This is a genomic window from Sphingomonas endophytica (assembly GCF_014199415.1).
Classification (GTDB): Bacteria; Pseudomonadota; Alphaproteobacteria; order Sphingomonadales; family Sphingomonadaceae; genus Sphingomonas; species Sphingomonas endophytica.
Genome location: NZ_JACIJN010000006.1, coordinates 47,432 through 62,111 on the forward strand (window position 1 = coordinate 47,432; position 14,680 = coordinate 62,111).

Sequence of the window (14,680 nt, forward strand, 5' to 3'; positions counted from 1 at the left end):
GACAATCAAGAATGAATAAAAAGGGGCCTCGCCATGAATTCGATCCGCACGCGGCGCGTGTTGCTGTCGGCCGCGTTGCTGGCGCTGCCGCTCTCGGCCTGCGCCACCGCCAAGGATAAGCCCGCAACGACCGCGAAGAAGGCGCCGCCGGTTCGTTACGCCCGCAACCCCTATCCTTCGACCTACCACGGCTATCCTGGCACGCCGACGCTGGTCCGCAACGTCACCGTCTTCGACGGCGAGGGCGGGCGGATCGATGGCGGCGCGGTGCTGTTCGCCGATGGCAAGGTGGTTGCGGTCGGGCAGACGCTCGACGCGCCGGCCGGCGCGACGGTGATCGACGGACAGGGCAAATACGTCACCCCCGGCGTCGTCGACATCCACAGCCACCTCGGCGACTATCCGACCCCGTCGGTGCAGGCGCATTCGGACGGCAACGAGGCGACCGCGCCGATCACCGCCGACGTCTGGGCCGAACACAGCGTCTGGCCGCAGGACCCCGGCTTCGGCCGCGCGCTGGCGAACGGCGGGGTGACGACGCTGCAGATCCTGCCAGGTTCAGCCAACCTGATGGGCGGACGCAGCGTGGTGCTCAAGAACGTCTATGCGCGCACGATGCAGGCGATGAAGTTCCCCGGCGCGCCTTACGGCCTGAAGATGGCGTGCGGCGAGAACCCCAAGCGCGTCTACGGCAGCAAGAACCGAGAGCCCTCGACGCGGATGGGCAACGTCGCGGTCGATCGCCAGACCTGGGCGAAGGCGGTCGCCTACAAGCGCAAGTGGGACAAATACGAGGCCGAGGGCGGCGACGCCCCCGATCGCGACATCGGCATGGACACGCTGCGTGGCGTGCTGTCGGGCGAGATCATGGTCCAGAACCATTGCTACCGCGCCGACGAGATGGCGATCGTCCTCGATATGGCCAAGGAGTTCGGCTACCACGTCACCGCCTTCCACCACGCGGTCGAGGCGTACAAGATCGCCGATCTGCTCAAGTCGAGCGGCACCTGCGCGGCGGTGTGGGCCGACTGGTACGGCTTCAAGATGGAAAGCTATGACGGGATCGGCGAGAACCTGGCGATCCTCGAAAATGCCGGCGCCTGCGCGATGATCCATTCCGACGACGAAAACGGCATCCAGCGGCTCAACCAGGAAGTCGCCAAGGTGCTGTCGTCGGCACGCCATTCGGGGATCCAAATCAGCGATGCGGCGGCGTGGAAATGGCTGTCGCTCGCGCCGGCCAAGGCGCTTGGCATCGACGCGCAGACCGGCAGCCTGAAGCCGGGCAAGATGGCCGACGTGGTGCTGTGGAATGGCAATCCGTTCAGCGTCTACACGCGACCGGAAAAGGTCTGGGTCGATGGTGCTTTGCTCTACGATGCCAATGATCCGAAACGTCGCCCAGTGAGCGACTTCGAACTCGGCCAGCCCGGCTCGGGAGACGTCAAGTGAAGCGCGCGCTGCTCCTCCTCGCCACGATGCTGGCGACTCCCGCTGCCGCGCAGACCGTCGCGATCACCGGCGGCACGGTCGCGATCGGCGACGGCTCCGCGCCGATCGAGGGTGGCACGGTGGTGATCGCCAACGGGCGGATCGTCGCCGCCGGGCGCGGCGTCGCGGTCCCGGCCGGCGCGCAGGTGATCGACGCGGCGGGCAAATGGGTGTCGGCGGGCGTCGTCTCGGCGCTGACCGACCTGTCGCTGGTCGATGCCGATGGCGTACAGGAAAGCAATGACGCCGGCGCGCGCAACTCGCCGTTCAAGGCTGCGATCGACGTGTCGCTGGCGGTCAATCCCGCGGCGGTGAAGATCGCCAACGAGCGGCTGTTCGGCGTGACCCGCGCGATCGTGACGCCGAGCGCCGAAAGCTCGATCTTCGCCGGGCAGGGCGCGATCATCGATCTCGGCGCGGACCCGGATGCGGTGACGCGGCCGCGCGCGTTCCAGTTCGTCGAGCTGGGCGAAGGCGGCGGCAAGCTGGCGGGCGGCAGCCGCCCGGCGGCCTATGCTTTGCTCCGCGACGCCTTTGCGCAGGCGCAGGACTTCCGCCGCAACCCCGCCGCGTTCGACGGCCGCTCGCGCGACGCCTTGGTGACGCGCGCCGACGCCGAAGCGCTGCTGCGCGTGCTCGACGGGCAGGTGCCGTTGCTGGCGCATGTCGAGCGCGCGGCGGATATCCGCAACGTGCTGGCGCTGCCGCGCGAGTATCCGAAGCTCCGGCTGGTGCTGGTCGGCGTGACCGAGGGCTGGCTGGTCGCGCGCGAGATCGCCGCCGCCAAGGTTCCGGTGATCGCAGCGGCGCTCGCCGACCTGCCCGCGCAGTTCGAGAATCTTGCTGCGACCGAGTCGAACGTCGGGCGGTTGCGCGCCGCCGGGGTGCCGGTGGCGCTCGCCTCGACCGGCGCGTCGGGCGGCGACCATGTGCTGCGGCAGTTCGCGGGCAACCTCGTCGCGATCGCGCGCATACCGGGCGCGACCGGGCTCGACTGGGGACAGGCGTTCGCGTCGATCACTAGCGGTCCGGCCGAGGCGATCGGCATGGGCGGCGAGATCGGCTCGCTGCGCGCCGGGCGCCGCGCCGATGTGGTGATCTGGGATGGCGATCCGCTGGAGCTGTCGTCGGTGCCGGTCGCGACGTGGATCGACGGAGTGTCGCAACCGATGCGCTCGCGTCAGACCGAGTTGCGGGATCGGTATTTGGCTCCCACGGAGGGTGCGTTGCCCAAAGCCTACGAGCGGCGCTGACTCACGTCGCTGCTCCCCTCGTCATCCCCGCGCAGGCGGGGATCCAGACACGCAGGTCCGTCGATCGAGGCGAGACGTCCGAGGTTCTGGAGTCCCGTCGGTGCGGGAATCACGACGGGAGCCGGCGCGGCGAACGCCCTCACCCCATCGTCAGCACGATCTTCCCCACATGGCTGCCCTCTTCCATCCGCCGGTGCGCGTCCGCGGCTCGCGCGAACGGAAAGCTGCGGTCCATCACCGGCCTGAGCTTCCCCGCTTCGGCGAACGGCCACACCGTCCGCGCGATCTCCTCGGTCACCAGCGCCTTGAACCCCGCGTCGCGCGCGCGCAGCGTCGAGCCGGTCAGCGTTAGCCGCCGCTTCATGATCTCGAACAAAGGCACCGTTGCCGACGCGCCGCGCTGCACTGCGATCGAGACGTGGCGGCCGTCGTCGGCCAGGCATTGCAGGTTGCGCGGGACATAATCGCCTCCGACCATGTCGAGCACCGCCGCGCAGCCACGCCCCTTGGTGATCTCCTTGACCCGTGCGACGAAATCCTCCGCCTTATAGTCGATTGCGTGATCCGCGCCGAGCCGCAGCGCCGCGGCCTGCTTCTCGGGCGAGCCGACCGTCACGATCACCTCCAGCCCGAACAGATTGCCCAGCGTAATCGCCATCGTCCCGATCCCGCTGGTCCCGCCATGCACCAACACGGTATCACCCTCGACCGCAAAGGCGCGCTCGAAGAGGTTCGTCCAGACGGTGAACAGCGTCTCGGGCAGCGCCGCCGCCTCCTCCAGCGTCAGCGCGTCGGGAACCGGCAGGCATTGCGCGGCCGGCGCGACCGCATAATCGGCATAGCCGCCCCCCGCGATCAACGCGCAGACCCGGCGGCCGAGCAGGTCGGGATCGACGCCCTCGCCCAGCGCGACCACCTCACCCGCGATCTCCAGCCCCAGCGTCGAGGGCGCGCCGGGCGGCGGCGGGTACAACCCCTGCCGCTGCATGACGTCGGGACGGTTCACCCCCGCCGCGGCGACGCGCACCAGCACCTCGCCGTCGCCCGGCACAGGGACGGTGCGCGGCACGGGTACCAGCACCTCGGGCCCACCGGCCTCGGCAGGGTCGATCGCCAGCATCGTATCGGGGACGTCTGTCATCGTGTCGGGGAACCCTGTCTTGCGGTCGGCGACCATATTGACTCCGTCTTCCCCAGCGTCAACGATGCTGCCCGTGGACCTCGACGACATCCTTGGCGCCCGCCCCGACGACCCGCTGACCGCGCTGCTGCGCGAGGACCTTGATCGGCTGTCGGTCGCGGAGCTGGAAGCGCGCGTCGCGGCGCTGGAGGGCGAGATTGCCCGGACGCGCAAAAAGATCGAAGGCGCCGTTAACCATCGTGCAAGTGCCGACGCGATATTCAGAAAATAAGACCGGCACCTTAGCGTGGGTGACAGGGTTATGCGTGCAGGGTCGAGAGGGTGATGACGGCGGACGCTTGATGCGGCGCCCCATCATCACGACATTCGTGGCAAGGGGTCGCGTGGCTTCACGCGGCCTGCAAGGAGTAACCTGATGCCGTCATTTGCCAGCGCCCTCGAGACCACGCTGCACAAGGCACTCGAGGCCGCGTCGTCGCGCCGCCACGAATATGCGACGCTCGAACATCTGCTGCTCGCGCTGATCGACGACGAACATGCCGGACAGGTGATGTCCGCGTGCGGCGTCGAGCTGGGCGACCTGAAAACCACCGTCGCGCACTATCTCGACACCGAGCTGGGCGCGCTCAAGGTCGATGCCGCGACCGATCCCTCCCCTACCAGCGGGTTCCAGCGCGTCGTGCAGCGTGCGATCCTGCACGTCCAGTCGTCGGGCCGCGACGAGGTGACCGGCGCCAACGTGCTGGTCGCGCTCTTCTCCGAACGCGAGAGCTATGCGGTCTATTTCCTCCAGCAGCAGGACATGAGCCGTCTGGATGCGGTGAGCTTCATCAGCCACGGCGTCGGCAAGGGCGCAGCCACGCCCGAGGCGACCAGCGCCAAGGGCGCGCCCGAGGAAGAGAAGAAGGAAAAGGCCGAGGCGCCGGGCAAGAAGGGCGAGAGCGCGCTCAAGCAGTTCACGGTCGACCTCAACGAAAAGGCCAAGATCGGCAAGGTCGACCCGCTGATCGGGCGGTCGGCCGAGGTCGATCGCACCGTCCAGATCCTGTGCCGCCGTTCGAAGAACAATCCGCTGTACGTCGGTGATCCCGGCGTCGGCAAGACCGCGATCGCCGAGGGGCTGGCGCGCAAGATCGTCGAGGGCGACGTGCCCGACGTCCTCAAGCCCGCGGTGATCTATTCGCTCGACATGGGCGCGCTGCTCGCCGGCACCCGCTATCGCGGCGACTTCGAGGAGCGGCTGAAGGCGGTCGTCAACGAGCTGGAAAAGCTGCCCGACGCGGTGCTGTTCATCGACGAGATCCACACCGTGATCGGTGCCGGCGCGACCAGCGGCGGCGCGATGGACGCGTCGAACCTGCTCAAGCCGGCATTGTCGGGCGGCACGATCCGCTGCATCGGCTCGACCACCTACAAGGAATTCCGCAACCACTTCGAGAAGGACCGCGCCTTGCTGCGGCGCTTCCAGAAGATCGACGTCAACGAGCCGACGATCGAGGACACGATCAAGATCCTCGCCGGGCTGCGTTCGGCGTTCGAGGAGCATCACTCGGTCAAGTACACGCCCGAGGCGATCAAGTCGGCGGTCGAGCTGTCGGCACGCTACATCAACGACCGCAAGCTGCCCGACAAGGCGATCGACGTGATCGACGAGGTCGGCGCGATGCAGATGCTGGTGGCGCCGAACAAGCGCAAGAAGACGATCACCGCCAAGGAGATCGAGGCGGTGATCGCGACGATGGCGCGCATTCCGCCGAAGAGCGTGTCGAGCGACGACAAGAAGCAGCTCGAAACGCTCGAAACCGATCTGAAGCGCGTCGTCTTCGGGCAGAATGCGGCGATCGAGAAGCTGTCGTCGGCGATCAAGCTGGCGCGCGCGGGGTTGCGCGAACCAGAGAAGCCGATCGGCAACTACCTGTTCACCGGCCCGACCGGCGTCGGCAAGACCGAGGTCGCCAAGCAACTCTCGACGATCCTCGGCATTCCGCTCCAGCGCTTCGACATGAGCGAATATATGGAGCGCCATTCGGTCAGCCGGCTGATTGGTGCGCCGCCCGGCTATGTCGGGTTCGATCAGGGCGGGCTGCTGACCGATGCGGTCGACCAGAACCCGCATTGTGTGCTGTTGCTCGATGAGATCGAGAAGGCGCATCCGGACCTGTTCAACATCCTGTTGCAGGTCATGGACAACGGCCGCCTGACCGACCAGCACGGCAAGACCGTCGACTTCCGCAACGTCATCCTCATCATGACGACCAATGCGGGCGCGTCTGACATGGCGCGCGAGACGGTCGGCTTCGGCAATCTCACCCGCGAGGGCGAGGACGAGCAGGCGGTGCAGAAGATGTTCACGCCGGAATTCCGTAACCGGCTCGATGCGATCGTGCCGTTCGGTTATCTGCCGACCGAGGTGGTGGCGCGCGTCGTCGACAAGTTCATCCTCCAGCTCGAACTGCAGCTCGCCGACCGCGACGTGCATATCAAGCTGAGCGATGAGTCGAAGAAGTGGCTGACCGAGAAGGGCTATGACAAGCTCTATGGCGCGCGCCCGATGGGCCGGCTGATCCAGGAGAAGATCAAGCAGCCGCTCGCCGAGGAGTTGCTGTTCGGCAAGCTGGTCCATGGCGGCGAGGTCACCGTCAATCTGAAGGACAATGCGCTGACCTTCGCAATCGAGCCCGCCGCACCCAAGAAGTCGGGCAAGAAGGGCAAGGCGGCGCCGGCCGCTGCCGACTGACCGGGCGACGGGTCGGGCCTGACCGCGCCCGACCCGTTAACCTTTCCTGCGACGCCTGCGGCCGTGCGCATCGCGCGGAAATCGCCCCGATTGCCGCCGGTCCGACCCGCTATACCGGAGTAACGGCGTTTACGATTTTTCGGCGTGCATTAACCTTCTGTTTGCTATTCTTTTTTAGCTTTGCCGCATGGCGGGGAGGATCATCAGTCGGGTTGTAGCGGCTTGGGTCGTGATCCTTAGCGCGCTGCTGCTGGCGCCGACGGCATCGGCCAGCACCGACCTGGTCCTGCGCACCTGCTTCCGCGCCGCGTCGGCCGGCGATCGGCCGGAGCGATTGTTCGGGAGCGGCGGCGGGTTCGACTGCACGCATACGCAACGTAGCGCGCCGCCCGGCGATTACTGGGTCCGCTCGTCGCCCCTGCCCGCGGTCGGCCCCGACATCGTCGTGCGATCGGGCAGCCTGTGGCAGGAGCGCGTCACGCTCTACGTCCGCTACGCCGATGGCACGCTGCGCTCGGTCGGCTTCAGCAGCGCGAGTGCGTGGCGCTATCTGCAACTCGGCGCCGCCTTCGAGATGCCGCTGCCCGCTGCCGCTGCGCCGCCCGTCCAGTTGCTGTGGCACGTCCGCGGCGCCGCAAACCTGCGCGGGCTGGTCTTGCAGCCGCAATTGCTCTCGCCCGACGTGGCGCAGCGCCACGCCTTGCAACTGACTGCCTTTTACGCCGGCTTCGTCGGGTTAGCCGGCGCGCTGCTGATCTTCAACATCGCGCTGGGGGCAGCGCTGCGGCAGCGCTTCCACCTGCCCTATTGCGCGATGGTGGTGTTCCTGATCGGCTATGCCGCGAGCAGCTCGGGGCTGTTGGGGCAGGTCGCCGGGCTCGACAACAATCTGCGGCTGCGGATCAACGTGCTGCTGCTCGCCGCGACCCTGTGCAGCGCCATGCTGTTCGCGCGGCGCTTCTTCGCGCCGCGAGTGACCCGCGGCTGGCTGCGCCCCGCGATCGATACCGCCATTGCCGCGCTGCTCGCCGCCTCGCTCGCCTATGTGCTGTTCATGCCGCATCTGGCGCGGCTGCTCGACCGGGTGATGACGCTCGCCTTCTTCGCCACGCTGCTGCTCACGCTGCCGTTGTTGTGGCGCGGCTGGCATGCCGAGGATCGCTATGCACGCGTCTTCGCCTTCGCCTGGGGGCTGCCGCTGCTCACCGCCACCGCACGCGTGCTGCAGGCGCTGAACCTGCTCGACTGGAGCTTCTGGATCGACAATTCGACGCTGATCGCGATGGCGCTGGAAGCCGGGTGCAGCGCGCTGGCGATCGCGTGGCGGATCAAGCAACTGAACGAGGATTGCGATCAGGCGCGCGAGCAGGAGCTACGCGCGCGGCTGCTGGCCGACAGCGATCCGCTAACCGGGCTCATGAACCGGCGCAGCTTCCTGCGTGAGGCGATCGGCCGGTCCGAGCCGCATGTGCTGGTGCTGGTCGACATCGACCATTTCAAGCGCGTCAACGAAACGCTCGGCCACGATGGCGGCGATCAGGTCCTGCGGGTCTTCGCCGACGCCTTGCGCCACTCGGTCCCGCCCGAGGCGTTGCTTGCACGGTTCGGCGGCGAGGAGTTCGCGGTGCTCGCCCCCGCCGCGGCGATCGCCTTGCCCGAGACGATCCTGATGCAGATCCGCGCCGCGACGATGCCGTTCGATCTCGCGGTCACCGCGTCGCTGGGCAGCGAATGCGGGGCGATCGCCAGCGAGGCGGACTGGAAGCTGCTCTACCGCCGCGCCGACGACGCCTTGTTCGCCGCCAAGCGCGCCGGACGCGACCGGCTCCGCTGGGCCGAAGCCGCGTAGCGCAGCCGCCGACGAACGCCGCGCGCTGTGCGGCCACCCGCTGTCGCCGCGTCTTCGTTTCTGCTACGATCACCGTGGTTTGAAGAGGGACGCCGTCATGCCGCAACCGCCTGATTATCGCCGTCGCCGCGCCGCCGTCGTCGCGCTGGGTGCGCTGATGCTGGTCTGCGCGGGGCATCGCACCCCGATGATCGGCACGCTGTCGATCTCGATCGACGACCGGCTGACCGCGCAGGTCGACGCCGACTGGACGCCGCCGGTGGCGCAAGCGATCGCCGGGGCGGGGCAGGCCGGGGCCGTGATCGGGACGCTGTTCCAGCGCTGATCCGCTTGCACGCCGCGGTTTGTTGCTTACAATCGTGTCAATGACTGGAGAGCATGCCTGGCGCACCGCCTATCGCCATCCCGTGCCATGGGATTCCGATTACCCGCCGCTGTCGATGCCGGCCTTGTTCGACGCAGCCGCGGCGCGCCATGCCGACCGGCCCGCGATCGACTTTCTCGGGCGCCGGTATAGCTATGCCGAGCTGGCCGACGGCGTGCGCCGCGTCGCGACCGGGCTGGCGGCGCTCGGCTATGGCAAGGGTGACCGCATCGGGCTGTTCCTCCCCAACGTCCCGCATTATCTCGCCGCCTATCACGGCGCGCTGCGGCTCGGGGCGACGGTGGTCAATTTCTCGCCGCTCTATTCAGTCGAGGAATTGTGCCATCAGGTCGAGGATTCGGGGACGCGCGTGCTGTTCACCGTCTCGGCCAGCGCACTGCTGCCGACCGCGCTCAAGGTGCTGGAGAAAAGCGGGCTCGAACGGCTGGTGGTCGGATCGGTCGCCGGCGTCCTGCCCCCCGCCAAATCGATCGCCTATCGCCTGTTCAAACGCGCCGAGACCATGCCGCGCCCCGACGATCCGCGCGTCCTCGCCTTCTCGCAGCTGATCGCCAACGACGGTGCGCTGTCACCGCCCACAATCGACCCGCAACACGACATCGCGCTAATCCAGTACACCGGCGGCACCACCGGCGTGCCGAAGGGCGCGATGCTCACCCACGCCAATGTCAGCGCCAACGCGCGGCAGGTCGCGCAGCTCGATCCGCATCCGGAGGCGGGCGACCGCATCCTCGGGGTGCTGCCGCTGTTCCACGTCTTCGCCAATACCTGCGTGATGAACCGCACGATCGTCACCGGCGGCGAGATGGTGCTGCTGCCGCGCTTCGACGCTGCGCAGGCGCTGGCGACGATCACGCGCACCAAGCCGACCTCGCTCCCCGGCGTCCCGACCATGTACCAGGCGCTGCTCGATCACCCGAAGCTGGCGCAGACCGATTTCGCGTCGCTGCGTGTCTGCATCTCGGGTGGCGCGCCGCTCAATGCCGAACTGAAGACGCGCTGGGAAGCGGCGACTCATTCGATGCTGATCGAGGGCTATGGCCTCTCGGAGAGCACCGGCGTGCTGACCACCAACCCTTATGAGGGCGGGCAGAAGGCCGGGACGATCGGGCAGCCGCTTCCCGCGACACGGCTGCGGCTGGTTGACAAGGAGGATGCCACGCTGCCGGCTCCGGACGGCCAGCCCGGCGAGATCGTCGCGCTCGGGCCGCAGATCATGGCCGGCTATTGGAACCGCCCGGACGCCGACGAGACGACCTTCGCGGTCGATGCGGAGGGACGCAAATGGCTGCGGACCGGCGATGTCGGAACGATCGACGACGACGGCTTCATCGCGATCGTCGACCGGCTCAAGGACATGATCTCGGTCGGCGGGTTCAAGGTCTTCCCCAGCCAGATCGAGGCGATCCTGTACCATCACGAAGCGGTGCGCGAAGCGCTGGTGATCGGCCTGCCGGATCCATATCGCGGCGAGGTGCCGCGCGCCTATGTCACCCTGAACGAGGGGATGGACGCGGAGGGTGCGGCACTGGCCGCATGGCTCAATCCACAACTCGGCAAGCACGAGCGCGTCGACCGCGTGGTGGTGCGCGCGACCATGCCCAAGACGATGATCGGCAAGCTGAGCCGCAAGGACCTGATCGCCGAGATCAAGGCCGAAATGGAAAACCCGCCGATCACGCCGGCGTGAGTTTCGATAAGCCCTCTCCCCCATGGGGAGAGGGTTGGGTGAGGGGCCGGTGTCTCACCGAGACGAACCTCTCTGCGAGGCCCCAGCCCCTCACCCCGCCCTCTCCCCAGAGGGGAGCGGGAGAAGCAGCAATCACCCGCCGACGACCACCGTCACCGCGCGGCGGTTCTGCGCCCAGCTCTGCTCGTCCGAGCCCAGCGCGACCGGGCGTTCCTTGCCATAGCTGATCACGCTGATCCGCGACGGCGCGATCCCGCGCGCGGCGAGATAGTTCTTCGCGGCATTGGCGCGACGATCGCCCAGCGCCAGATTATATTCGCGCGTCCCGCGCTCGTCGGCATGGCCTTCGATCGTGATCGTCACGTTGTTGTAGCGCTGCAGCCACTCGGCCTGCGAATCGAGAATGCCGCGCGCGGTGGCGTCGATGTCATATTGATCGAGCCCGAACAGCACGGTGTCGCCCTGCGTCGAGCGCTTGAAATCGGCCGCCGAACCGGGGGTGACGCCGCCATTGGGATCGACCGGACCGGTCGCGGTGCCCTGTGTCGGCGCCACGCCCGGCGCCGGCGGCAGCACCTCGGGACGCTTCTTGGAACAGGCGGCGGTCGCGACCAGCGCGGTCGCCATCAACAGGGTGGTGGTCAGACGGGCCATCGAGTGTCTCCTCTATGATCGTTCACGATATTACGGGCGAAGCGGTCCCCAGGCGGGGTCCGATCCGTCGAGCGGGGTGGGCACGCGGCGTTCGTTGACCCCGGTGAGGTCGACCGACCACAGATCGGCCTTGCCGGCGTTGCCGCGCCCCTGGCGGAAGAACATCAGCACCCGCCCGTTCGGGCTCCAAGAGGGACCTTCGTCCTGCCAGCTGTTGGTGAGCAGCTTCTCGCCCTGCCCGCTCGGGCTCATGACGCCGATCCGGAACGCGCCCTGGATCTTGGTGAAGGCGATCAGGTCGCCGCGCGGGCTCCACACCGGGGTGGCGTAGCGCCCGCCGCCGAAGCTGATCCGCTGCTGGTTCGATCCGTCGGCGTTCATCACATACAGCTGCTGCCCGCCCGAGCGGTCGCTTTCGAACACGATCTTCGAGCCGTCGGGCGAATAGCTGCCGCCGGTGTCGATCCCCGGCGAGGTGGTCAGCCGCTGCGGCGTGCCGCCCGATGCCGGGACGCGATACAGATCCGTGTTCCCTGCCTGCGCCATCGAGAACAGGATGTAGCGGCCATCCGGCGAGAAGCGCGGCGCAAAGGTGGTCGCGACATTCTGCACCACCAGCCGCTGCCGCCCCGAGCCGAGATCGTAGACGTAGATCGCCGGGGTCTTGCCGACATAGCTCATGTAGACGATCGACTGCTGGTTCGGCGCGAAGCGCGGGGTCAGCACGATCGACGAGCCGGTGGTCAGGAAGCGGCTGTTCGCGCCGTCCTGGTCCATGATCGCCAGCCGCTTGATGCGGTTCGCCTTCGGCCCGGTTTCGCTGACATAGACGACGCGGCTGTCGAAATACGCACCCTCGCCGGTCAGCCGGGTGTAGACCATGTCGGCGCATTTATGCCCGGCACGCCGCCAGTCGGACGGCGGGACCACGAACCCCTGTCGCGTCAGCTGCGTCTGCGCCGACACGTCGTACAGGTAGCAACCGACCGTCAGCGTCCCGTCGCCATTGGCGCGGATATAGCCCTGCACCAAAGCCTGCGCGCCCGAACCCGCCCAGTAATCGAACGCCGGCGCGGTTACCTCTGGGAAGGCGATCGCGCGCGTTCGGCCGGGCGCGAGCGGGTTGAACAGCCCGGAACTGCGCAGGTCGTTGCTGACGATCTCCGCCAGCTGCCGCCCGAGCTGGTCGGTCGAGCCCGCCGCGGTCTGCACCACCGCCTGCGTCGGCATCGGCGGAATCGCGATCGGCATCGGCGCGGAGATGCCGCCGGTAACGTCGACCTCCAGCGGTGGCGGGGTCTGCCCGGCCGGGGCCGCGCCCGTGCCGAGCGGGGTCGCCGCGGGCGGCACCTGCTGCGCGAGCGCAGGGGTGGAGACGAGCGTGGCGAGGAGGAGCAGCCGGAGTCGCATCACCGCAGTTTCCAATTATAGTTGATGTTGCTCCACCCCCCATTGGCGGTGGAATAATATTCTGCCGGCAATTTCAACGGCGAACAGCCCTTGAATGCCGCAATTCCGAGATCGACGACGCGCCGGGCGTAGCGGCGGTTGTCGTCGTCGACGCCGTTCTGGCGCACCACGGTCGGCGTCGCCGACAGCGTGCCGTCGCGGTTGAGCCGCAGGTTCAGCGTCGTGACGATCTGGTTCGCGCCGGGGCCGGGATCGACCTGCCGGTCGGCGCACGGCTGGATCTGCCGCGCGATCGCCTGCTGGATCGCCGCCAGCGCCCTGCCATCGACGCGCGCGGCGGACGGCGGCGCGTCATTGGGCTGGGCGTTGCTCTTCTCGGCGGTCAGGCCCTTGAGGAAGTCGCTACCCAGCCGGCTGCCGCGCGGCTTCTCGCCCTTGGCGGTCTCGGTCTTGCCCTTGCCCTTCGAAGCGGCGGGCGCGGCCGAGGACTTGCTCGACGCCGCGGCGCTCTCCTGCTTCTTCGGCGCCGGCTTGGCGGCAGCCTTCTCCGCCGCCGGGGGTGCCGGCTTGGGGTTCGGTTGCGGCTTCGGGACCGGCTTCGGTGCGGGGGCAGGCTTGGGCGCCGGCTTCGGCGGGGCCGGCTTGGGGGGCGCGGGCTTGGCGACCGGCTTGGGCTCGGGCTGCGGTGCCGGCTCGGGGACCGGTGCGGGCACCGGCTGCGGCGGCGCCTCGGCGGGCGGCGGCGCTTCCTCGGGCTCGCCGACATCGGGCGCGACCGCCTGCGACGGGGCTTCGGTCTGCTGCGGGGCCGCCGCCTCCAGCGCAACATCCTTGACGAGGCTGACCTCGACCGGATTCTGCTTCAGCTTGACCGGGTTGGGCGTGGCGAGGAACCCGACCGACAGCACGCCGAACAGCAGGACGTGTCCCGCAACGGCCAGCCCCAGCCCGATCTTCTCGCCACGCTCCACCTTATTCCTCGCCGACCGTCACCAGCGCGACGCGGTTCAGGCCCGCCCGGTTCAGCTCGCCCATCACGCGCATCACGCGCCCGTAATCCAGCCCGCGATCGGCGCGCAGGAACACCTGCGGCGGCGCGTTGCCTTTTGCGGTTTCGGCGATCGTGGCGAGCCGCGCGGGCAGCGCGTCGGACGCGACTTCTTCCTTGGCGATGAAGATCCGGCCCTGTTCGTCGAGCGATATCTCGGTCGGCTGCTGCTCCTGGTCGAGCGGCTTGGCGCGGCTGTCGGGCAGGTTCACCGGCACGCCCTGCGTCAACAGCGGCGCGGTGACCATGAAGATGATGAGCAGCACCAGCATCACGTCGACCAGCGGCGTGACGTTGATCTCCGCCATCGGCGCGCGCCGCCCCTTGCCCCGCGCGGAAGGCAAATGCATCGCCATCAGCGTTCGCCGTCGAGCTGCCGCGACAGCGTGGCGTGGAAACCGTCGGCGAAGCGGTTCAGCCGCGCCTCGATGCGGTTGATGGCATGGCTGAAGCGATTGTACGCGATCACCGCCGGGATCGCCGCGAACAGCCCGATCGCGGTCGCGAACAGCGCCTCGGCGATGCCGGGGGCGACGACCGACAGGCTGGTGTTCTGCTGGCTGGCGATCGCGGTGAAGCTGCGCATGATCCCCCAGACGGTGCCGAACAGCCCGACGAACGGCGCGACCGAGCCGACCGTCGCCAGCACGTTGAGCCGGTCCGACAGCTGGTCGATCTCCCGCGCCACCGCCGAGCCCATGACGGTCGCCAGCCGGTCGCGCGTGCCCTCGCGGTCGATCTTCTGCCCCTGTGTCGAGCGCCGCCATTCGGTGACGCCTGCGTTCAGCACGCGCGCGGAGGGCAGATCGGTATGCGTCTGCGACTTGTAGAAGGCGTCGATGTCTTCGGCCTTCCAGAAATCGCGCTCGAACGCCTCGGTGCGCTGGCGCGTGCGGCCCAGCTTCAGCCAGAAGCCGATGATGATCGCCCAGGTCCAGATGCTGGCGAGCAGCAGCCCCAGCATCACCGCCTTGACCACCCAATCGGCTTCCATGAACAGCGCGATCGGCGACAGCGTGGCC

At 68.2% G+C, this 14,680-nt stretch carries 13 protein-coding genes; 7 read left to right on the forward strand and 6 right to left on the reverse strand.

What is annotated here, in order from left to right:
- Positions 1-33 precede the first annotated feature (33 nt).
- The gene (locus tag FHS97_RS10055) at positions 34-1,452 is read left to right on the forward strand and encodes an amidohydrolase (protein ID WP_184036674.1); all 1,419 of its coding nucleotides are present in this window, start codon (positions 34-36) and stop codon (positions 1,450-1,452) included.
- Positions 1,449-2,744 (forward strand): amidohydrolase family protein, encoded by a 1,296-nt coding sequence (locus tag FHS97_RS10060; protein ID WP_184036676.1) that lies wholly within the window; start codon positions 1,449-1,451, stop codon positions 2,742-2,744. Before FHS97_RS10055 ends, FHS97_RS10060 begins: the two co-directional genes overlap by 4 nt.
- Before the next feature lie 139 nt (positions 2,745-2,883).
- On the opposite strand, the gene FHS97_RS10065 is transcribed toward FHS97_RS10060, so the two are convergent.
- Positions 2,884-3,885, reverse strand: coding sequence for an NAD(P)H-quinone oxidoreductase (locus FHS97_RS10065; RefSeq protein WP_184037238.1), 1,002 nt, complete (start codon positions 3,883-3,885; stop codon positions 2,884-2,886).
- A gap of 73 nt (positions 3,886-3,958) precedes the next feature.
- Between FHS97_RS10065 and FHS97_RS10070 the strand changes: the two genes are divergently transcribed.
- The 5 genes from FHS97_RS10070 to FHS97_RS10090 all read left to right on the forward strand — a co-directional run bounded on the left by FHS97_RS10070 (position 3,959) and on the right by FHS97_RS10090 (position 10,546).
- On the forward strand, positions 3,959-4,156 hold the full coding sequence (locus FHS97_RS10070; protein WP_184036678.1) for a DUF1192 domain-containing protein: 198 nt from the start codon (positions 3,959-3,961) through the stop codon (positions 4,154-4,156).
- A gap of 144 nt (positions 4,157-4,300) precedes the next feature.
- A complete protein-coding gene (gene clpA, locus FHS97_RS10075; protein ID WP_184036680.1) occupies positions 4,301-6,622 on the forward strand; it encodes an ATP-dependent Clp protease ATP-binding subunit ClpA in 2,322 nt (773 codons plus the stop codon).
- A gap of 229 nt (positions 6,623-6,851) precedes the next feature.
- On the forward strand, positions 6,852-8,471 hold the full coding sequence (locus FHS97_RS10080; protein WP_184036683.1) for a diguanylate cyclase domain-containing protein: 1,620 nt from the start codon (positions 6,852-6,854) through the stop codon (positions 8,469-8,471).
- Between the two features lie 97 nt (positions 8,472-8,568).
- The gene (locus FHS97_RS10085; RefSeq protein WP_184036685.1) at positions 8,569-8,796 is read left to right on the forward strand and encodes a hypothetical protein; all 228 of its coding nucleotides are present in this window, start codon (positions 8,569-8,571) and stop codon (positions 8,794-8,796) included.
- A 40-nt stretch (positions 8,797-8,836) separates the two neighbouring features.
- Complete coding sequence (locus tag FHS97_RS10090) at positions 8,837-10,546, forward strand: AMP-binding protein (protein ID WP_246346587.1); 1,710 nt, start codon at positions 8,837-8,839, stop codon at positions 10,544-10,546.
- A 132-nt stretch (positions 10,547-10,678) separates the two neighbouring features.
- Here FHS97_RS10090 and pal read toward each other — a convergent pair whose 3' ends face one another.
- The 5 genes from pal to tolQ are packed head-to-tail and all read right to left on the reverse strand — an operon-like array spanning position 10,679 to position 14,652.
- Entirely contained in the window at positions 10,679-11,200 is a 522-nt protein-coding gene (gene pal / locus FHS97_RS10095) for a peptidoglycan-associated lipoprotein Pal (protein ID WP_184036688.1), read from the reverse strand.
- A 30-nt stretch (positions 11,201-11,230) separates the two neighbouring features.
- Positions 11,231-12,610, reverse strand: coding sequence for a Tol-Pal system beta propeller repeat protein TolB (gene tolB, locus FHS97_RS10100; protein WP_184037246.1), 1,380 nt, complete (start codon positions 12,608-12,610; stop codon positions 11,231-11,233).
- Positions 12,610-13,581, reverse strand: a complete 972-nt coding sequence (locus FHS97_RS10105) for a cell envelope biogenesis protein TolA (RefSeq protein WP_184036691.1) — start codon at positions 13,579-13,581, stop codon at positions 12,610-12,612. The genes tolB and FHS97_RS10105 overlap by 1 nt, the downstream gene beginning before the upstream one ends.
- 1 nt (position 13,582) lies before the next feature.
- Positions 13,583-14,014 carry a protein TolR gene (tolR, locus tag FHS97_RS10110; RefSeq protein ID WP_184036695.1) on the reverse strand — a complete coding sequence of 144 codons (432 nt, stop codon included), beginning with the start codon at positions 14,012-14,014 and terminating at the stop codon, positions 13,583-13,585.
- Positions 14,014-14,652 carry a protein TolQ gene (gene tolQ, locus FHS97_RS10115; RefSeq protein WP_184037249.1) on the reverse strand — a complete coding sequence of 213 codons (639 nt, stop codon included), beginning with the start codon at positions 14,650-14,652 and terminating at the stop codon, positions 14,014-14,016. The genes tolR and tolQ overlap by 1 nt, the downstream gene beginning before the upstream one ends.
- Between the last annotated feature and the right edge of the window lie 28 nt (positions 14,653-14,680).

What these genes read in the sequence shown, in the direction of transcription:
- FHS97_RS10055 (WP_184036674.1), top strand. Translation starts at nt 34, where the DNA reads ATGAATTCGATCCGCACGCGGCGCGTGTTGCTGTCGGCCGCGTTGCTG.
- FHS97_RS10065 (WP_184037238.1), bottom strand. Translation starts at nt 3,885, where the DNA reads ATGACAGACGTCCCCGATACGATGCTGGCGATCGACCCTGCCGAGGCC.
- clpA (WP_184036680.1), top strand. Translation starts at nt 4,301, where the DNA reads ATGCCGTCATTTGCCAGCGCCCTCGAGACCACGCTGCACAAGGCACTC.
- FHS97_RS10085 (WP_184036685.1), top strand. Translation starts at nt 8,569, where the DNA reads ATGCCGCAACCGCCTGATTATCGCCGTCGCCGCGCCGCCGTCGTCGCG.
- FHS97_RS10090 (WP_246346587.1), top strand. Translation starts at nt 8,837, where the DNA reads ATGACTGGAGAGCATGCCTGGCGCACCGCCTATCGCCATCCCGTGCCA.
- pal (WP_184036688.1), bottom strand. Translation starts at nt 11,200, where the DNA reads ATGGCCCGTCTGACCACCACCCTGTTGATGGCGACCGCGCTGGTCGCG.
- tolB (WP_184037246.1), bottom strand. Translation starts at nt 12,610, where the DNA reads ATGCGACTCCGGCTGCTCCTCCTCGCCACGCTCGTCTCCACCCCTGCG.
- tolR (WP_184036695.1), bottom strand. Translation starts at nt 14,014, where the DNA reads ATGGCGATGCATTTGCCTTCCGCGCGGGGCAAGGGGCGGCGCGCGCCG.
- tolQ (WP_184037249.1), bottom strand. Translation starts at nt 14,652, where the DNA reads ATGGAAGCCGATTGGGTGGTCAAGGCGGTGATGCTGGGGCTGCTGCTC.